Origin of the sequence: Enterobacter cloacae complex sp. 342H5 (assembly GCF_050030905.1) — a bacterium.
In the GTDB taxonomy this organism is placed as follows: domain Bacteria; phylum Pseudomonadota; class Gammaproteobacteria; order Enterobacterales; family Enterobacteriaceae; genus Enterobacter; species Enterobacter intestinihominis.
In genome coordinates this window covers 368,995-388,241 of the sequence record NZ_JBLGVB010000001.1, presented here as the reverse complement: position 1 = coordinate 388,241, position 19,247 = coordinate 368,995, and the positions used below count along the sequence as shown (strand labels likewise).

Annotated in this window: 11 protein-coding genes, 2 tRNA genes and 3 rRNA genes; 7 read left to right on the top strand and 9 right to left on the bottom strand. The window is 53.9% G+C overall.

The annotated features are described in order from the left end of the window. Positions 1 to 16 precede the first annotated feature (16 nt). The 4 genes from ACQG03_RS01890 to ACQG03_RS01875 all read left to right on the top strand — a co-directional run bounded on the left by ACQG03_RS01890 (position 17) and on the right by ACQG03_RS01875 (position 4,059). Positions 17 to 1,318: an anaerobic C4-dicarboxylate transporter gene (locus tag ACQG03_RS01890; protein WP_008502949.1), complete on the top strand. Its 1,302-nt coding sequence runs from the start codon at positions 17 to 19 to the stop codon at positions 1,316 to 1,318. A gap of 113 nt (positions 1,319 to 1,431) precedes the next feature. After that, positions 1,432 to 1,755 (top strand): divalent cation tolerance protein CutA, encoded by a 324-nt coding sequence (gene cutA / locus ACQG03_RS01885; RefSeq protein WP_003855908.1) that lies wholly within the window; start codon positions 1,432 to 1,434, stop codon positions 1,753 to 1,755. After that, complete coding sequence (locus tag ACQG03_RS01880; RefSeq protein ID WP_063163230.1) at positions 1,731 to 3,434, top strand: protein-disulfide reductase DsbD; 1,704 nt, start codon at positions 1,731 to 1,733, stop codon at positions 3,432 to 3,434. The genes cutA and ACQG03_RS01880 overlap by 25 nt, the downstream gene beginning before the upstream one ends. 49 nt (positions 3,435 to 3,483) lie before the next feature. After that, entirely contained in the window at positions 3,484 to 4,059 is a 576-nt protein-coding gene (locus ACQG03_RS01875; RefSeq protein WP_022646797.1) for a transcriptional regulator, read from the top strand. On the opposite strand, the gene ACQG03_RS01870 is transcribed toward ACQG03_RS01875, so the two are convergent. Further along, entirely contained in the window at positions 4,056 to 4,646 is a 591-nt protein-coding gene (locus ACQG03_RS01870; protein ID WP_023299118.1) for a LysE family translocator, read from the bottom strand. The two genes, ACQG03_RS01875 and ACQG03_RS01870, sit on opposite strands and share 4 nt — an antisense overlap. Before the next feature lie 35 nt (positions 4,647 to 4,681). Beyond that, positions 4,682 to 5,527, bottom strand: a complete 846-nt coding sequence (locus tag ACQG03_RS01865) for an AraC family transcriptional regulator (RefSeq protein WP_063163231.1) — start codon at positions 5,525 to 5,527, stop codon at positions 4,682 to 4,684. A 169-nt stretch (positions 5,528 to 5,696) separates the two neighbouring features. Here ACQG03_RS01865 and ACQG03_RS01860 point away from each other — a divergent pair. Then, positions 5,697 to 5,772: transfer RNA gene (locus ACQG03_RS01860), tRNA-Phe, on the top strand. Positions 5,773 to 6,016: 244 nt separating this feature from the next. Here ACQG03_RS01860 and rrf read toward each other — a convergent pair. The 4 genes from rrf to ACQG03_RS01840 all read right to left on the bottom strand — a co-directional run bounded on the left by rrf (position 6,017) and on the right by ACQG03_RS01840 (position 10,991). Beyond that, positions 6,017 to 6,132: ribosomal RNA gene (gene rrf / locus ACQG03_RS01855) — 5S ribosomal RNA — on the bottom strand. A gap of 69 nt (positions 6,133 to 6,201) precedes the next feature. Beyond that, positions 6,202 to 9,106, bottom strand: a 23S ribosomal RNA gene (locus ACQG03_RS01850). A gap of 183 nt (positions 9,107 to 9,289) precedes the next feature. Beyond that, positions 9,290 to 9,365, bottom strand: a tRNA-Glu gene (locus ACQG03_RS01845). A gap of 84 nt (positions 9,366 to 9,449) precedes the next feature. After that, a 16S ribosomal RNA gene (locus tag ACQG03_RS01840) occupies positions 9,450 to 10,991 on the bottom strand. Together the 16S, 23S and 5S rRNA genes with 1 tRNA gene alongside form the textbook arrangement of a ribosomal RNA operon. A gap of 485 nt (positions 10,992 to 11,476) precedes the next feature. On the opposite strand from ACQG03_RS01840, the gene ACQG03_RS01835 reads away from it, so the two are divergent. Beyond that, positions 11,477 to 12,430: a nickel/cobalt transporter gene (locus tag ACQG03_RS01835; RefSeq protein ID WP_063163958.1), complete on the top strand. Its 954-nt coding sequence runs from the start codon at positions 11,477 to 11,479 to the stop codon at positions 12,428 to 12,430. Positions 12,431 to 12,462: 32 nt separating this feature from the next. Here the strand turns inward: ACQG03_RS01835 and proP are convergent, their stop codons facing one another. Continuing rightward, a complete protein-coding gene (gene proP, locus ACQG03_RS01830; protein ID WP_022646793.1) occupies positions 12,463 to 13,965 on the bottom strand; it encodes a glycine betaine/L-proline transporter ProP in 1,503 nt (500 codons plus the stop codon). A 646-nt stretch (positions 13,966 to 14,611) separates the two neighbouring features. Here proP and kdgT point away from each other — a divergent pair. Beyond that, complete coding sequence (kdgT, locus tag ACQG03_RS01825; protein ID WP_022646792.1) at positions 14,612 to 15,604, top strand: 2-keto-3-deoxygluconate transporter; 993 nt, start codon at positions 14,612 to 14,614, stop codon at positions 15,602 to 15,604. A 33-nt stretch (positions 15,605 to 15,637) separates the two neighbouring features. Here kdgT and ACQG03_RS01820 read toward each other — a convergent pair whose 3' ends face one another. Both ACQG03_RS01820 and crfC read right to left on the bottom strand, forming a co-directional pair. Further along, a complete protein-coding gene (locus ACQG03_RS01820; protein WP_022646791.1) occupies positions 15,638 to 16,516 on the bottom strand; it encodes a diguanylate cyclase regulator RdcB family protein in 879 nt (292 codons plus the stop codon). Further along, a complete protein-coding gene (gene crfC / locus ACQG03_RS01815; protein WP_022646790.1) occupies positions 16,513 to 18,867 on the bottom strand; it encodes a clamp-binding protein CrfC in 2,355 nt (784 codons plus the stop codon). The genes ACQG03_RS01820 and crfC overlap by 4 nt, the downstream gene beginning before the upstream one ends. Positions 18,868 to 19,247: the final 380 nt, after the last annotated feature.

Here is a 19,247-nt window from a genome sequence, read left to right as displayed (position 1 = left end):
AGCAAGGCAGGTCTTTATGTTTGGAGCAGAACTCGTCATCGTCCTGTTGGCGATTTATTTGGGCGCACGACTCGGGGGTATCGGCATCGGCTTTGCCGGCGGTCTCGGCGTGCTCGTACTTACCCTGATCTTTCAGATTAAACCCGGCGCAATCCCTTTTGACGTTATCGAAATCATCATGGCGGTTATCGCTGCCATTGCGGCCATGCAGGTCGCTGGCGGTATGGACTACCTGGTGAGCCTGGCGGAGCGTATGCTGCGTCGTCATCCAAAATACATCACCTTCCTTGCCCCACTGGTGACCTGGTTTATGACCATTCTCGCCGGTACTGGCCATACCGCTTTCTCCACGCTGCCGGTCATCACCGAAGTGGCGAAAGAGCAGGGTATTCGCCCGTCTCGCCCTCTTTCTATTGCTGTAGTCGCCTCCCAGATTGCGATCACCGCCTCGCCCATTTCTGCGGCAGTGGTCTTTTTCGCGGGTATTCTCGAGCCGATGGGCGTAAGTTATCTGACGCTGCTGGCGATCTGTATTCCGGTCACGCTGATTGCGGTAATGATCACTGCCGTGCTGTGTAACTTCCTCGGCGCCGAGCTGAAAGACGATCCGGTTTACCAGGAGCGTCTGGCAAAAGGTGAAGTGAGCCTGCGCGGTAGCCAGGTCTTTGAGCTGAAGCCGCATGCAAAACGCTCCGTGCTGCTGTTCCTGATTGGTATCGTCGCCGTGATGTTCTACGCGACCGCCATCAGCGATACGGTAGGTCTGATCCAGAACCCGGTTCTGCCGCGTAACGAAGCGATTGTGGTATTTATGCTGACCATCGCGACGCTGATCAGTATCACCTGTAAAATCGACACCAGCGAAGTGCTGAACGCCAGCACCTTCAAATCCGGTATGAGCGCCTGCGTGTGCGTGCTGGGTGTGGCGTGGCTCGGTGACACCTTCGTGAAAGCGCACATCAGCGATATCCAGACAGTTGCAGGCGACCTGCTGCACAACTATCCGTGGCTACTGGCGGTGGTGCTGTTCTTTGCCGCAACGCTGCTGTACTCCCAGGCTGCGACCACCAAAGCGCTAATGCCTGCGGCACTGATGCTGGGCGTGACGCCGCTGACGGCGATTGCCTCTTTCGCGGCGGTTTCCGCCCTGTTCGTGCTGCCAACCTACCCAACCCTGCTGGCCGCGGTTGAGATGGATGACACCGGCTCGACCCGTATCGGTAAATACGTGTTTAACCACGCGTTCCTCATCCCGGGCGTGGTGGCGATTACGCTCTGCGTGGTCCTCGGCTTTATCATCGGCGGCATTGTGCTGTAAACGGTTAGCCGTTGTAAAAATAGTTAAAAACGGGCCGCGCTGCGGCCCGTTTCATTAATGACCAATCACATGGCGTGATATAGTGAAGACTTTCGTGATGAGGAGGTCGACTTGTGAACACGCCTGATGCTGTTGTTGTACTGTGTACCGCCCCTGATGAAGCTTCTGCCCAGGATCTCGCCGCCAAAGTGCTGGCCGAAAAACTGGCTGCCTGCGTCACGCTACTTCCCGGCGCCACCTCCCTTTATTACTGGGAAGGCAAGCTGGAGCAAGAGTACGAAGTCCAGATGTTGCTCAAAACCAATCTGACCAACCAGCAGGCGCTCCTCGACTGCCTCAAGTCTCATCATCCTTACCAAACCCCGGAGCTGCTGGTGCTGCCAGTGGTCCACGGCGATAACGATTATCTCTCATGGCTCAACGCTTCTTTACGCTGATCCTGCTGCTGTGCAGCACGTCAGTTTTTGCCGGGTTGTTTGACGCGCCCGGCCGTTCGAACTTTATTCCTGCCGACCAGGCATTCGTTTTCGACTTTCAGCAAAACCAGCACGATCTCAGCCTCACCTGGCAGGTGAAAGAGGGTTATTACCTCTATCGCAAGCAGGTCAGCATCACGCCGGCAAAGGCTGACGTCGGCGCATTGCAGATGCCCGCTGGCGAATGGCACGAGGACGAGTTCTACGGTAAAAGTGAAATTTATCGCCAGCGCTTAAGCGTGCCCGTCACGGTGAATCAGGCGGATAAAGGCGCTACCCTGACGGTGACGTATCAGGGCTGCGCCGATGCGGGCTTCTGCTATCCCCCTGAAACAAAGGTCGTTCCGCTTAGCGAAGTGAAAGCGGCGGCCTCCCCTCTCCCCTCAGGGGAAATGGCCAGTGTGAGGGGTGAAGGCGAAGCCGCTTCAGACCTTCCGTTCTCAGCGCTTTGGGCGTTATTGATTGGTATCGGCATCGCCTTTACGCCCTGCGTACTGCCTATGTACCCGCTTATCTCTGGCATCGTGCTGGGCGGTAAGCAACGCCTTTCCACCGCCCGCGCGCTGTTGCTGGCCTTTATCTATGTGCAGGGCATGGCGTTAACCTATACGGCGCTCGGCCTCGTGGTCGCCGCTGCCGGGTTGCAGTTCCAGGCCGCCCTTCAGCACCCCTATGTGCTTATCGGACTGTCAGCAGTGTTTATTCTGCTGGCGCTGTCGATGTTTGGCCTGTTCACTCTGCAACTGCCCTCTTCCCTGCAAACCCGTCTGACGCTAATGAGCAACCGTCAGCAGGGGGGCTCTGCGGGCGGCGTGTTCGCCATGGGTGCCATCGCCGGGCTGATTTGCTCACCCTGCACCACCGCGCCGCTGAGCGCCATCCTGTTATACATTGCCCAGAGCGGCAACCTTTGGCTCGGCGGCGGCACGCTGTACCTTTACGCGCTCGGCATGGGTCTGCCGCTGATCCTTGTGACGGTATTTGGCAATCGTCTGCTGCCGAAGAGCGGCCCGTGGATGGAGACGGTGAAAACCGCGTTTGGTTTTGTCATTCTGGCGCTACCGGTATTCCTGCTGGAACGCATCATCGGTGATGTGTGGGGTACGCGTCTGTGGGCTATGCTCGGCGTGGCCTTCTTCAGCTGGGCATTTATCGTGAGTCTGGGTGTGAAGAAACCGTGGATGCGCCTGCTACAGATCCTTCTGCTGGCGGCCGCGCTGGTGAGCGTCCGTCCGCTACAGGACTGGGCGTTTGGCACCCCGACAGATCAGACGCAGGCTCATTTGAATTTTATACAGATTAAAAACGTGGACGATCTTAACCGCGCCCTGGTGCAGGCGAAAGGCAAACCGGTCATGCTCGATCTCTATGCCGACTGGTGCGTGGCCTGCAAAGAGTTTGAAAAATACACCTTCAGCGATCCGCAGGTACAACATGCGCTGAGCGATACCGTTCTGCTCCAGGCGAACGTTACCGCCAACAGCGCGCAGGATAAGGCTCTGCTGAAGCAACTTAACGTGCTCGGGCTGCCTACCATCCTGTTCTTCAATGAACAGGGGGAAGAACAGCTGACGCAGCGTGTAACCGGGTTTATGGACGCGACGGCATTCAACGCGCATTTGCGCAATCGCCAACCGTAAACAACACTTTAGACGGGACAAACCGTTGGGAATAGCGGAGGAGATAACCGTGCAACGCGAAGACGTACTGGGACAAGCCCTGCAATTACTTGAGATTCAAGGGATCGCCAGCACCACGCTTGAGATGGTAGCCGACCGTATCGATTACCCTCTGGATGAACTTAAGCGCTTCTGGCCGGATAAAGAGGCGCTGCTGTATGATGCCCTGCGCTATCTCAGCCAGCAGGTGGATATCTGGCGCAGGCAACTGATGCTGAATGAAGAGCTGACCACCGAGCAAAAGCTGCTGGCACGCTATACCGCACTGACGGAGTGTGTCACCAACAACCGTTACCCAGGCTGTCTGTTTATCGCCGCCTGCACCTACTTCCCCGATCCCGGACACCCCATCCATCAGCTGGCAGATCAGCAAAAACGAGCCGCGCACGAGTTCACACACGAGCTGCTGACCACACTTGAAGTGGATGATCCGGCAATGGTCGCGAAGCAGATGGAGCTGGTGCTGGAAGGTTGCCTGAGCCGCATGCTGGTGAACCGTAGCCAGGCGGATGTGGATACGGCGCACCGTCTGGCGGAAGATATTTTGCGGTTTGCGCAGTGCCGTATGGGTGGTGCACTGACCTAAGCCAGCATTCCCGTCCAGGCGGAAATAAACAAACACAGCGCCATTGCACGTTGAAATCGCACCATCGCCACGGTGGTGCGGAAAATCCGGTTCACCGCCTTCCCCAGCCACGCCCAGCACAACAAACAGACCACTGAGATCGCCAGAAACCATAGCGCCATCAGCGAAATATCCCGTAATGCATGGTCGCTTGCCGGAGCAAACAGGCTGACGACGGCCAGCGCCATCATCCAGGTTTTTGGGTTTACAACCTGTAATAACGCCGCCGCCCGCGCGGTAAATCGAACATGACGCCTGGAGGAGAGATTCGCGGCCGGGGCGCTAAACAGCTGCCAGCTCATCCAGGAAAGCCACAGCACGCCCGCCCAGCTCATCACCTGACGTATCAGCGGATACTGGCGTAACACTTCTCCTGCCCCAGCGCCTGAAACCAGAACAATAGCGCTGGCGGCAATACACCCGCCCAGGATCGCAGGAATCGTATTTTTTACGCCAAAGTGCTGACTGTTAGCCAGTACCAAAATATTGGTTGGCCCCGGTGTAATCGAGGCGACAAATGCAAACAGCAGGAAGGGTATTAAATTCACAGGTGGCTCCTTTTAGTAGAGCCATGAATGTGCCGTTATTTTCTGGAAACGTCTGGAAGGTTTGTGCACAACCGACGGTAGTGTGCCGGAGAAATACGGTACGCCCGCTGGAACCAGCGACCAAGATGGCTTTGATCGGCAAAACCTACTGCCGTCGCAACATCAACAGGTAGTTCCCCATACGCCAGCATCTGTCGGGCCTTTGCCAGGCGCAGCTGGATAAGCCAGGCGTGCGGCGCAAGGTGAAATTCGCGCTTAAAGCAGCGGGTGAGCGTAAAGCGATCCGTCCCCGTCTCCCGCGCAAGGTCTGACAGCCCCACGTTCTCGCCGATATGCGCATAGAGATAGTCGCGGGCACGCTGCGCCACAGCGGAGCTTTGTAACTGCGACGGGAGTTTCTTCCGCCAGTGGCAGTGGGCTGTAATCTTAGTGAGCAGGTTATCCATTGTGCTCTGTTGTACGATCTTCATCTCATCGTTATGCAGCGAGGCAAATGTATCACCGATAGCGCGCACCAGCTGAGGCTCTCGCGTCAGCGTTTGGGCAAAGTGGAGGGTGTAACTCCCGGGAGTAGAGTCATACAGCCCTTGAAGCGTACGGGTGAGCCAGTGTTCATCCAGATAAAAGGTCAGATAAGTAAAGCCACCCTCTACCGGTGCATCACCGTCATGTATTTCACCAGGCTCAAGTAAAAAAGCATCGCCCGGCTGGCTACGGTGGCGTTCACGGCGACAGTGGAACTGCTGCGTACCGGAAAGGGTTATTCCGACCAGATAGCTATCATGCCAGTGGGGATCAAAGGCGTGTCCTTCGAAATGCGCCTTGATTGTCTCAATACCTGTTTCTGCATGCTGACGCAGCTCAAGCCAGTCGTTTGCCATACTGCCCTCCTCTTACCGTCAGCATTGTCACATCTTGCCTGAACTGTCTGGAAGATTTGTGCACTTTCAGCGCACAAACGGACAGATTGCCGCAAACTTAAGCAGTTGAACAGCTTTTCCCGAAATAATGTTGACGATCGCGCGCGATTGCGGTTTAATGCGCTCCGTTGCCCGGATAGCTCAGTCGGTAGAGCAGGGGATTGAAAATCCCCGTGTCCTTGGTTCGATTCCGAGTCCGGGCACCACTATTTAAAGAACCCAGCCTATGGCTGGGTTTTTGCTTTTCTGCGCTTATTAAAACCTTACCTTAAATTTATTCCTGTATCTCTTCCCGATGAGGTCGTGCGGCCGGCATTGCCCGGTGGCGCTGCGCTTACCGGGCCTACAAAACCCGCATGCCAGATAAGGGGAAGCCGCCATCCGGCATGTTTTTCCGCGCACAAAGCAAAAAACCCCGCACCTTCCGGTACGGGGTTCTTTCTGTTTGATGCCTGGCAGTTCCCTACTCTCACATGGGGAGACCCCACACTACCATCGGCGCTACGGCGTTTCACTTCTGAGTTCGGCATGGGGTCAGGTGGGACCACCGCGCTAAAGCCGCCAGGCAAATTCTGTTAATCTGTATCAGGCTGAAAATCGTGTCTGTCTCTTCGCCAAAACAGCTTCGGCGTTGTAAGGTTAAGCCTCACGGTTCATTAGTATCGGTTAGCTCAACGCATCGCTGCGCTTACACACCCGACCTATCAACGTCGTCGTCTTCAACGTTCCTTCAGGAGACTTAAAGTCTCAGGGAGAACTCATCTCGGGGCAAGTTTCGTGCTTAGATGCTTTCAGCACTTATCTCTTCCGCATTTAGCTACCGGGCAGTGCCATTGGCATGACAACCCGAACACCAGTGATGCGTCCACTCCGGTCCTCTCGTACTAGGAGCAGCCCCCCTCAATTCTCCAGCGCCCACGGCAGATAGGGACCGAACTGTCTCACGACGTTCTAAACCCAGCTCGCGTACCACTTTAAATGGCGAACAGCCATACCCTTGGGACCTACTTCAGCCCCAGGATGTGATGAGCCGACATCGAGGTGCCAAACACCGCCGTCGATATGAACTCTTGGGCGGTATCAGCCTGTTATCCCCGGAGTACCTTTTATCCGTTGAGCGATGGCCCTTCCATTCAGAACCACCGGATCACTATGACCTGCTTTCGCACCTGCTCGCGCCGTCACGCTCGCAGTCAAGCTGGCTTATGCCATTGCACTAACCTCCTGATGTCCGACCAGGATTAGCCAACCTTCGTGCTCCTCCGTTACTCTTTGGGAGGAGACCGCCCCAGTCAAACTACCCACCAGACACTGTCCGCAACCCGGATTACGGGTCTACGTTAGAACACCAGCCATTAAAGGGTGGTATTTCAAGGTTGGCTCCACGCAGACTGGCGTCCACGCTTCAAAGCCTCCCACCTATCCTACACATCAAGGACCAGTGTTCAGTGTCAAGCTATAGTAAAGGTTCACGGGGTCTTTCCGTCTTGCCGCGGGTACACTGCATCTTCACAGCGAGTTCAATTTCACTGAGTCTCGGGTGGAGACAGCCTGGCCATCATTACGCCATTCGTGCAGGTCGGAACTTACCCGACAAGGAATTTCGCTACCTTAGGACCGTTATAGTTACGGCCGCCGTTTACCGGGGCTTCGATCAAGAGCTTCGCGTTGCCGCTAACCCCATCAATTAACCTTCCGGCACCGGGCAGGCGTCACACCGTATACGTCCACTTTCGTGTTTGCACAGTGCTGTGTTTTTAATAAACAGTTGCAGCCAGCTGGTATCTTCGACTGATTTCAGCTCCGTCCGCAGGGACTTCACCTACCTATCAGCGTGCCTTCTCCCGAAGTTACGGCACCATTTTGCCTAGTTCCTTCACCCGAGTTCTCTCAAGCGCCTTGGTATTCTCTACCTGACCACCTGTGTCGGTTTGGGGTACGATTTCGTGTTACCTGATGCTTAGAGGCTTTTCCTGGAAGCAGGGCATTTATCACTTCAGCACCGTAGTGCCTCGTCATCACACCTCAGCGTTAACAAGGTACCGGATTTACCTGGAACCTCCGCCTACATGCTTAAACCGGGACAACCGTCGCCCGGCTGACATAGCCTTCTCCGTCCCCCCTTCGCAGTAACACCAAGTACAGGAATATTAACCTGTTTCCCATCGACTACGCCTTTCGGCCTCGCCTTAGGGGTCGACTCACCCTGCCCCGATTAACGTTGGACAGGAACCCTTGGTCTTCCGGCGAGCGGGCTTTTCACCCGCTTTATCGTTACTTATGTCAGCATTCGCACTTCTGATACCTCCAGCATGCCTCACAGCACACCTTCAACGGCTTACAGAACGCTCCCCTACCCAACAACACATAGTGTCGCTGCCGCAGCTTCGGTGCATGGTTTAGCCCCGTTACATCTTCCGCGCAGGCCGACTCGACCAGTGAGCTATTACGCTTTCTTTAAATGATGGCTGCTTCTAAGCCAACATCCTGGCTGTCTGTGCCTTCCCACATCGTTTCCCACTTAACCATGACTTTGGGACCTTAGCTGGCGGTCTGGGTTGTTTCCCTCTTCACGACGGACGTTAGCACCCGCCGTGTGTCTCCCGTGATAACATTCTTCGGTATTCGTAGTTTGCATCGGGTTGGTAAGCCGGGATGGCCCCCTAGCCGAAACAGTGCTCTACCCCCGAAGATGAATTCACGAGGCGCTACCTAAATAGCTTTCGGGGAGAACCAGCTATCTCCCGGTTTGATTGGCCTTTCACCCCCAGCCACAGGTCATCCGCTAATTTTTCAACATTAGTCGGTTCGGTCCTCCAGTTAGTGTTACCCAACCTTCAACCTGCCCATGGCTAGATCACCGGGTTTCGGGTCTATACCCTGCAACTTAACGCCCAGTTAAGACTCGGTTTCCCTTCGGCTCCCCTATACGGTTAACCTTGCTACAGAATATAAGTCGCTGACCCATTATACAAAAGGTACGCAGTCACCCCATAAAGAGGCTCCCACTGCTTGTACGTACACGGTTTCAGGTTCTTTTTCACTCCCCTCGCCGGGGTTCTTTTCGCCTTTCCCTCACGGTACTGGTTCACTATCGGTCAGTCAGGAGTATTTAGCCTTGGAGGATGGTCCCCCCATATTCAGACAGGATACCACGTGTCCCGCCCTACTCTTCGAGTTCACAGCAAGTGTGCTTTCGTGTACGGGACTATCACCCTGTACCGTCGGACTTTCCAGACCGTTCCACTAACACACAAGCTGATTCAGACTCCGGGCTGCTCCCCGTTCGCTCGCCGCTACTGGGGGAATCTCGGTTGATTTCTTTTCCTCGGGGTACTTAGATGTTTCAGTTCCCCCGGTTCGCCTCGTTAACCTATGTATTCAGTTAACGATAGTGCAACGGATTGCACTGGGTTTCCCCATTCGGACATCGCCGGGTCAAAGGTTCATATCACCTCGCCGGCGCTTTTCGCAGATTAGCACGTCCTTCATCGCCTCTGACTGCCAGGGCATCCACCGTGTACGCTTAGTCGCTTAACCTCACAACCCGAAGATGTTTCACTTCATGATTGCGAAAATTTGAGAGACTCGAACACACATGAGCTGTGTGTCGTTTCAATTTTCAGCTTGATCCAGATTTTTAAAGAGCAAATATCTCAAACATGACTCGCAAGTCAGTTTTGAGATATGACGGCAGGTGACTTTCACTCACGAACCAGCAAGTGGCGTCCCCTAGGGGATTCGAACCCCTGTTACCGCCGTGAAAGGGCGGTGTCCTGGGCCTCTAGACGAAGGGGACGTACAGTCTCAATCGCAAGACGCCTTGCTATTTACTTTTCATCAGACAATCTGTGTGAGCACTACAAAGGCAGGTTCTTTAAGGTAAGGAGGTGATCCAACCGCAGGTTCCCCTACGGTTACCTTGTTACGACTTCACCCCAGTCATGAATCACAAAGTGGTAAGCGCCCTCCCGAAGGTTAAGCTACCTACTTCTTTTGCAACCCACTCCCATGGTGTGACGGGCGGTGTGTACAAGGCCCGGGAACGTATTCACCGTGGCATTCTGATCCACGATTACTAGCGATTCCGACTTCATGGAGTCGAGTTGCAGACTCCAATCCGGACTACGACGCACTTTATGAGGTCCGCTTGCTCTCGCGAGGTCGCTTCTCTTTGTATGCGCCATTGTAGCACGTGTGTAGCCCTACTCGTAAGGGCCATGATGACTTGACGTCATCCCCACCTTCCTCCAGTTTATCACTGGCAGTCTCCTTTGAGTTCCCGGCCGGACCGCTGGCAACAAAGGATAAGGGTTGCGCTCGTTGCGGGACTTAACCCAACATTTCACAACACGAGCTGACGACAGCCATGCAGCACCTGTCTCAGAGTTCCCGAAGGCACCAAAGCATCTCTGCTAAGTTCTCTGGATGTCAAGAGTAGGTAAGGTTCTTCGCGTTGCATCGAATTAAACCACATGCTCCACCGCTTGTGCGGGCCCCCGTCAATTCATTTGAGTTTTAACCTTGCGGCCGTACTCCCCAGGCGGTCGACTTAACGCGTTAGCTCCGGAAGCCACGCCTCAAGGGCACAACCTCCAAGTCGACATCGTTTACGGCGTGGACTACCAGGGTATCTAATCCTGTTTGCTCCCCACGCTTTCGCACCTGAGCGTCAGTCTTTGTCCAGGGGGCCGCCTTCGCCACCGGTATTCCTCCAGATCTCTACGCATTTCACCGCTACACCTGGAATTCTACCCCCCTCTACAAGACTCTAGCCTGCCAGTTTCGAATGCAGTTCCCAGGTTGAGCCCGGGGATTTCACATCCGACTTGACAGACCGCCTGCGTGCGCTTTACGCCCAGTAATTCCGATTAACGCTTGCACCCTCCGTATTACCGCGGCTGCTGGCACGGAGTTAGCCGGTGCTTCTTCTGCGGGTAACGTCAATCGACAGGGTTATTAACCCTGTCGCCTTCCTCCCCGCTGAAAGTACTTTACAACCCGAAGGCCTTCTTCATACACGCGGCATGGCTGCATCAGGCTTGCGCCCATTGTGCAATATTCCCCACTGCTGCCTCCCGTAGGAGTCTGGACCGTGTCTCAGTTCCAGTGTGGCTGGTCATCCTCTCAGACCAGCTAGGGATCGTCGCCTAGGTGAGCCGTTACCCCACCTACTAGCTAATCCCATCTGGGCACATCCGATGGCAAGAGGCCCGAAGGTCCCCCTCTTTGGTCTTGCGACGTTATGCGGTATTAGCTACCGTTTCCAGTAGTTATCCCCCTCCATCAGGCAGTTTCCCAGACATTACTCACCCGTCCGCCACTCGTCAGCGAAGCAGCAAGCTGCTTCCTGTTACCGTTCGACTTGCATGTGTTAGGCCTGCCGCCAGCGTTCAATCTGAGCCATGATCAAACTCTTCAATTTAAAAGTTTGATGCTCAATGAATTAAACTTCGTAATGAATTACGTGTTCACTCGTTGAGACTTGGTATTCATTTAGTGTCCGAGGACATTAAGAATCCATGTCACTTTGAGTGCCCACACAGATTGTCTGATAAATTGTTAAAGAGCAGTTGCGACGCGCTTCAGCGCTCTGTCGCGAGGTGGCGTATATTACGCTTTCCTCTTTCAGAGTCAACCCGTTATTTCAGGATTTTTTCTCTTCAACCGACCGGGTTGTCTGTGAAGTGATTCACATCCGCCGTGTCGATGGAGGCGCATTATAGGGAGTTCCCGAGCGACCGCAACAGAAAAGTTGCAAAAAAATGACTGACTGCTGTATTCCCCAGCAAAACCCCGCCTTATACCCTTTTACGCACAGAGTTATCCACAATCCATTGACGATCCCGGTGCGATCCCGCTAATTGAACACTATACTAGCGGCAAATATTCCTCTCGCAGACCAACCTGATGACGACACAACGACTTCAACGTGACTGGCGTATCCCAACCGCCGGGCTCGCCGTGCTGGTGTTACTTATGGCAGGTTTCGCACTGCATACGCACTGGAATGCATTTATTCAGTGGTGCCTCGCCGCTCAGATCACCCTGCACCGTTATCTGGTGATGTATTTGCTGCAACTTAATAATCATCAGTACAGCGGTGGGCTGTGGTTGTTAACCGGTGCGTTTCTTTATGGTGTACTCCATGCCGTTGGACCAGGACACGGCAAATTTATCGTCGCCACGTATCTCAGCACCAATAAAGAGAGCCAGCTCGCGGCGCGCGTCGTACCGTTTATCGGTAGCCTGATGCAGGGCGTCAGCGCGATCCTCTTTGTCTTTATCCTGGCGGTTGGATTGAACCTCGCGGCAGGGGATATCAGTACCAGCCGTTGGTACGTCGAGAAAATCAGCGCCTTACTGATTGCCGCCTTCGGTGCGTTTATCATTTATCAGGCGCTCAGCAGCCTGCGTCCGCGCAAAATGGCGATTAGCGCCATCAAGCCGCATCATCAGCATAATGAACACTGTGGCTGCGGCCATCACGGCGTAGGGGTGGATCTGGCTAAAAGCGACTGGAAAACCCGTCTGGGCGTGGTGCTGGCCATTGGCGCACGCCCGTGCAGCGGAGCAATTATGATCCTGATGTTCTCGAATGCGCTCGGCATTATTAGCTGGGGAATTGCTGCTGTGATGACAATGTCGCTGGGCACGGCGCTGTCGATTATGGGGCTGTCGCTGGCAGTACGTTACGCGCGTGAACGCACAGTAGCCTGGTTTAGTGGCGGCACTTCCCTGAACTGGGTAATGCCGATGGTCAAAATAGCCGGAGGAGTTGTTCTGATACTGTTCGCAACTATCCTCTTCCTGACGGTGATCCCCGTCAGCGTCAGCGGCGACTATATCGCCGCAGGATGCTAATAAAAGAAAACCCGCCAGCGGCGGGTTTTTTATCACTCGTTAATTCGCGGATGCTGGTCAACCAGGCGAGAACGTTTTTTCTGAAGCTCTTCAATCTCTGCGTCAATATCTTCAATCTTCTGCTCTACGTTATCGTAGTGCTCGCGCAGGATCTCCTTCGCTTCCTGAATATCGGACGCCGCAGGCGTTGCCCCTTTCAGTGGACGGTTCGCCGTCTCCTTCATAGTAATACCGGTAATCAGGCCAATCACCGCAATAACCATCAGATAGTAAGCAGGCATCATCAGGTTCTGCGTGCTCTCCACCAGTGAAGCAGCAAGCGTCGGCGTCAGGCCCGCAATCAGAACGGAGATATTAAAGGCTGCCGCCAGCGCACTGTAGCGAATATGCGTCGGGAACATTGCCGGTAGCGTAGAAGCCATCACCCCGATAAAGCAGTTGAGGATCACCGCCAGCATCAGCAGACCGGCGAAAATCAGCCCCAGCACATTGCTGTTAATCAGAATAAAGGCCGGGATTGCCAGCGCGAACAGCGCGACGCTACCGAGAATAATGAATGGCTTACGACCAAAGCGGTCGCTCAGCAGGCCCATAATCGGCTGCACAAACAGCATGCCTACCATGATGGCGATAATAATCAGCACACCGTGGTCTTCCGAGTAGTGCAGGTTATGCGACAGATAGCTCGGCATGTAGGTCAGCAGCATGTAATAGGTCACGTTGGTGGAAATCACCAGACCGATACAGGTCAGCAGGCTGCGCCAGTGTTTGGTCGCAATCTCCTTGAACGACACTTTCGGGCCATCCTGCAACCCTTCACGGTCGCCCTGCTCCAGCTTTTCAACGTGCTGCTGGAACGCAGGCGTCTCTTCCAGGGCGTGACGCAGGTAAAGACCGATGATGCCAAGCGGCAGCGCCAGGAAGAACGGAATACGCCAGCCCCAGTCGAGGAAGTTCTCTTCACCCACTACGGTTGAAATCAGAACCACAACTCCCGCGCCCATGACAAACCCGGCAATCGAACCAAAGTCGAGCCAGCTGCCCATAAAGCCGCGTTTTCGGTCCGGAGAATACTCGGCGACAAAAATCGATGCACCGGTATATTCGCCGCCAACGGAGAAGCCCTGCGCCATCTTACAGATCAACAGCAGGATCGGTGCCCATATACCAATGGTCGCATAGGACGGAATAAGGCCGATACAGAATGTACTTATCGACATGATGACAATAGTAATAGCCAGGATCTTCTGGCGACCATATTTATCACCCAGCATGCCGAAGAACAGGCCACCGAGAGGGCGAATAAGGAAGGGAACAGAGAACGTACCCAGCGCGGCAATCATCTGCAAGCTGGGATCGGCACCGGGGAAGAACACTTTACCAAGCGCATAGGCAACAAAGCCGTAGACACCAAAATCGAACCACTCCATCGCATTACCGAGCGAGGCCGCCGTAATCGCTTTGCGCAGTTTCGCATCATCAATAATGGTGACATCGCGCAGCGTGATGGGTTTTACTTTTTTCCTTCTAAGCATAGCTTTCCTCGTAGACTCAGCCCCGTCCGTTTCACAGCGCATTTGCAAGCTGTGAACCAGAGATCCGCTCCATGCGAATCTCCTTATTCAAGCGTAGCAGGTTTACTTACATTGACGTTTTACCGCAATACAACCGAACCTGTTGACGCCTGTCTGGGCAGTTAAAGACCTTTTTACCCTACCAGCGTTTATATATGTGATCAACTTCACATATATTTTTCCGGTTCGTAAGTTGGCTTCAGGTTTTGTCAATTCACGATAAATAAGGTCATTCTCACCCCCTTTATCAAGCACATCTTAACACCCGTTATTATTCCTCTTAAAACAAAAAACAATCACATTTCTTCACATCGAATTTACACAAAATTTAATTATTAACAGCGGGCATTCCTGTTTACATTCAATATGTGACGCAGATAACTAAAACAGTGTTTTATTTTCATTGAATCGCAATTCCAAAGATCGCATGATAAACCCGAACACAATATCCCAGCGGCTTTCAAATGAAGGAATGCTAAGCACCTGAATTTCGCTTTACAGCATAAGTAACGAATCGATTGGTCTTCAAGAAAGGCAATCATTTGAATTTGTTGATCTATTTTTTGAGATTTCCGCCAGCCACGCGGGCGAGATGTGAGGGTTAATGATGAAGATTAAAGCAACAATAGAACGCATCCCGGGCGGGATGATGCTGGTCCCGCTGGTACTTGGCGCGATATTAAATACGCTGGCCCCGAATACCGGTGCTTATTTTGGCGGTTTTACAAAAGGTATGATCACCGGAACGGTGCCGATTCTGGCAGTCTGGTTCTTTTGCATCGGCGCATCTATTAATTTACGTGCAACTGGTACGGTATTACGTAAATCAGGGACGCTGGTCATTACTAAAATTGCGGTCGCCTGGGTCGTTGCCATGATCTGCGCGATGTTCATTCCGGAGAATGGCATACAGACCGGATTCTTCGCCGGATTATCCGTTCTGGCCATTGTTTCAGCAATGGATATGACCAACGGCGGTCTCTATGCCAGCCTGATGAATCAATATGGCACCAAAGAAGAATCAGGCGCGTTCGTGCTGATGTCCCTGGAGTCGGGTCCGCTGATGACCATGCTGATTCTGGGTTCTGCCGGCCTTGCCTCCTTTGAACCCCACCATTTTGTCGGGGCGATCCTGCCGTTCCTGATTGGTTTTGCGCTAGGCAACCTCGATCACGATCTGCGCGATTTCTTCAGCAAAGCCACCCCGGTACTGATCCCGTTCTTCGGCTTCGCGTTGGGCAATACCATCAATCTGAACGTGATTCTGGAAACCGGCCTGCTGGGTATTGTGCTGGGTGTTGCCGTCATCGTCATCACGGGTATTCCGCTAATTATTGCAGACCGCGTCATTGGGGGCGGTAACGGAACCGCAGGTGTGGCCGCCTCGTCGGCCGCAGGCGCTGCGGTAGCTAACCCGGTGATTATCGCCCAGATTAACCCGGCCTTTGAACCAGTGGCGGCTTCCGCCACGGCCCTGGTTGCCGCCAGCGTGATTGTGACGGCGATTCTGGTCCCGATCATCACGGCGCTGTACGCCAGACGTTTTGGACAGGTTCCGGAAACCCAGGCAGAGCCGAAAGCGGTAGAAATGCACCACTAAGCCGTTCGCCCCCTCCTTAAAAAGAGGGGGCAATCACGCACTAAATATCTCTTCCACCATGCCATCCACCAGCCGTTTTGCCGAACAGAGTCTCGGCATACCCAGCGCGACCGTTTGCCAGCTCTGCGTCACTGACCAGCTCACCGGATGTTTATCCGCCTGACACCAGTCCCCCAGCCAGCCAAGCATATCTTTATAATCCATCAGACCAGGAGAAGCGGGCGTCGTCAGCCACTGATGGTAAAAATGCCGGGTGGTGGGAGAAGCGTTAATCCCCTGTGCCAGATAGTTTGCGGCCATGCTGCGCAGGTTATCTTTCAGCATGGCCGCCACATCACTATTCGCCAGACGACAGGCATCGCCAAACGCGCCCCAGCGCAACTCTTCCAGCACGATAAAGCAGCGGCCAGCCAGCGACCAGCCGTCATACTGCCCGGCTCGCCAGCGGGTAAAAATTTGCTCGCTGTGCTCGCCCGCCTGAACCGTAAGGCCGCGCTGCGCGAGCGCTTTCTCTTTATAGGCGGCACGCTGGTTGAAATGTGCGGAGAGCGCCTCGTACTGTTGCAACAATCCGGAAGGTTGAGGGAGGCGTGGATTAACCTGCTGGCGCAGGGCTACCAGCTTGTCGGACATGCGGGTCAGCGCCAGGTGTCCAGGGTCGAGCATACCGGCCAGTTTCTCCGCCAGACCCAGCCGCAGTGCTGCATTTTCGTTGAGCATTCCCGCCATTGCCCATGGCCGCAACCGGGTCTGCGTAACGATCTCCTGCGTCAAACGCTCACGAAATTGCAGTTGCTGTGGCCCCAGGAGGGTGTGACGAGCAGCATCCGCCCCCTGGACCAAATCGACCATAAATTTTGGATGAATACACTCCAGCGTCCGCCCGGGACCGTCCAGTAGCTGTGTTGTCATGGTTGCTCTGCCGCGAATAAGGTTTGAATATCATCGCGTAACAGTCGGGTATCTTCCTGAATCCACGCCGCTGTGGTCATACTTTGCTTCAACAACTGGCTAAGCGCCCGGGTTGAATGCTCATTCTGCTGCCGCACGGCAAGGCTATCACGCAAGCTTTCCTGTAACCCGGTCAGGCACAACGAAAACTCTGCAAAGAACGTTGCCATACCTGCCGTAACAGAGACATCGACCTGCGCGGCCAAAGCTTTACGTATTTGATCGCAAAACTGATCGGTATGCTGCGTAAATTTGCCATGAAGCTGGGCGATATCGATGACATATCGGGTGCGCGTCTCCACATACGCTTCCCAGCCCCAGCCGGGATGATTGAGCCAGCGCGAGACGGTATTACGTACGCTGCCCGCCCCTGCAGGCTGACTGGCGGGAGGGGTGTCCTGCACAATGGCATCATTAAATAAGCCGCGCGTATTGAAGTTAAGCTGGTTTGCCTGAAACGCCGGAAAGCTAATCCGCGCCCGAAAGCCGGCATGACTGAGCTGTTCCTTAATTTGCATCTCGATGGGGCGCATCGCCTCATTCAACGATCGGGCGAGCGTAGACTCCAGCTGATCGAAGCGTAACGCCAGCTCCCGGCTAATTCTGCTCTGCGCATTCAGCAAAATCTGCTCGCATGACGATCGGATCTTGCTCAGGACAATCTGTGCCTGCCCTTCATCGTCAAGCACCAGTTGCTGGTTCCCATCCGTGTCGTCTGTACGCATGCTGGATGGCTCGCGCCCGGCTAAATCAAGAATTAACGGGCGGCTAAACATGTCGTCCAGCGCCTGGTGAAGTTCGCCTTTCTGACTAAGCAGAAATGTATCCGCTGCGTTGAGCGCCTCTTCAACTTCATGCTGGACCTCATCGCTCACTACGCTCTGCCGCTGACGCAGCATCGCCATGTCCTCTTCCAGGCGCTTAATATTCCGCTCCAGCTCATCAAAGGCGACCGTCAGTCCCTGATGGCGAAAATCCAGGTATTCTCTGGCATTTTGCGCATAGTTCAGCAGCTTATGCGATGCCGACCGCAGGGCGAACAGCGAGGCGTTGGCGTAAGCCGCGTAAATCAGCTTGCGGATGGGCTGTTCGAACAGCGAATCCTCCCACAGCAGATCCGCCGCATGGCGAATATGGTCACTATCGTCGAGATCGGCCGTACGCCAGCGGCGGCCCAGCGCGGCCTCGGCAAAATCCTGCACCCAACGCTGATCCTGATGATCGGGAAGCCGCCCATGGGTGTTCATCTCATAGCGGGCGCGGTTTGCCAGGTAGGCCCACATGGAAGAGACCGGATAAATTTGTCCCGGAGAAATATTCCCTTTCATCAGCGTGCCGGAAATCATCGCCCGAACCTGCTCTTCATCGTCGCTGTTACGATCTTTCTGATCGAATTTATTGACCAGGGCGTAAAGCGGCACGGATTTCCCCGCCGCCGAAATTGCCTGCCGAACCTCGGCGTCGGAAATGGATTTAAGCTGGGTATAGTCCATCACCGCCAGCACGGCGGAGGCGCGCGCCAGCTGCTCGCTGAGCATTTTTTGCAGGTGCGGCTGACCGGCCTCGTTCGGCCCCGGCGTGTCGAGCAGCGTCAGTTGACCAAGATGCGCATCCAGACCGGCGAGGTGCACAAATTCCACCTCAATCACCGGAATATGTTCAATCGCGGCATACTCAGAAAAAGGAAACTCCACACCCAGCGCCTGCGAAAGCCGCACCAGATCGTTCAGGCTTTTCAGACAATGAAAGATGGGCTCCGCGCCCAGGTGATGTTTTCCGAACGCCTCACCTCTTTCGATGCGCTCCAGCAGCGTATTCATGTCCTTGTCGATTTCCAGACGCCGCGCCAGCTTGCCGCGATCTTTATCGCACAATTTCGTCTGCAACTGGGAAATCAGGGTATCAATGGGCGCAACGTGCAAAAAATGCAGCACCGGCTCCTTCTGGCCCGGCGTATGGCGGATCAGCGTGGGCAGCGCCGTCATCGGACGATTGCGGTTCGGCAGCACTTCCGTGCCCACAATCGCATTAATGGTGGTCGATTTTCCCGCTTTCATGGTACCCACAATCGCCAGCACCATTTCGAGGCGGGTTATTTTGCGTAATTCGTTATTCAGCAACGCCTGCTGAGCGTCGACACCCCGCGCGCTAAAATGTAATGGCAAAACGTTGTTATTAACGCCGCTCATGGCAGCGGCTGTGCTATCCAGCTTTGCAATCGGCATTGATTTTAATGAATCAAGATTGTTCAGAGCCAGCTGTAACAAACGTTCGGCTTCCTGGCTTAATTCAAATATGGTCTGTGTGTGCATGATAAAAGCCTTCCCTTAACGCAAATTTATTACTTTTATTAAGCAACGTTTTTTTAATTATACTGTTCAGGCTTATATGATCACGTATGGAAAACATGTTCATTTAATACAAGTAACTGAAGATAATGAGAATTTAAATCTCACCCTTCTAATACGTGTAAAACATCCCTCTGGTCAGAAGACCAAAAGTAAATAGACAAAACGCATTTTCAGGAAACATCAGGAGATATCATCGTTATTTACCCACCAAAAAAGAGAGGTATTCCCTGACACCAAAAGATGTATAGCATCAGAAAGGATAGATAAATAACGGCTTGTTCCTTCACCTTATCCGAAATGGCACAGCGTAGCAATTTGCTGTAATAAAATATTCGATATAT

Bases quoted from the DNA above. Each gene is read 5' to 3' on its own strand.
- ACQG03_RS01820 (WP_022646791.1), bottom strand. From the start codon at position 16,516: ATGACAACACAGCTACTGGACGGTCCCGGGCGGACGCTGGAGTGTATT.
- proP (WP_022646793.1), bottom strand. From the start codon at position 13,965: ATGCTTAGAAGGAAAAAAGTAAAACCCATCACGCTGCGCGATGTCACC.
- crfC (WP_022646790.1), bottom strand. From the start codon at position 18,867: ATGCACACACAGACCATATTTGAATTAAGCCAGGAAGCCGAACGTTTG.
- kdgT (WP_022646792.1), top strand. From the start codon at position 14,612: ATGAAGATTAAAGCAACAATAGAACGCATCCCGGGCGGGATGATGCTG.
- ACQG03_RS01835 (WP_063163958.1), top strand. From the start codon at position 11,477: ATGACGACACAACGACTTCAACGTGACTGGCGTATCCCAACCGCCGGG.
- ACQG03_RS01865 (WP_063163231.1), bottom strand. From the start codon at position 5,527: ATGGCAAACGACTGGCTTGAGCTGCGTCAGCATGCAGAAACAGGTATT.
- ACQG03_RS01890 (WP_008502949.1), top strand. From the start codon at position 17: ATGTTTGGAGCAGAACTCGTCATCGTCCTGTTGGCGATTTATTTGGGC.
- ACQG03_RS01880 (WP_063163230.1), top strand. From the start codon at position 1,731: ATGGCTCAACGCTTCTTTACGCTGATCCTGCTGCTGTGCAGCACGTCA.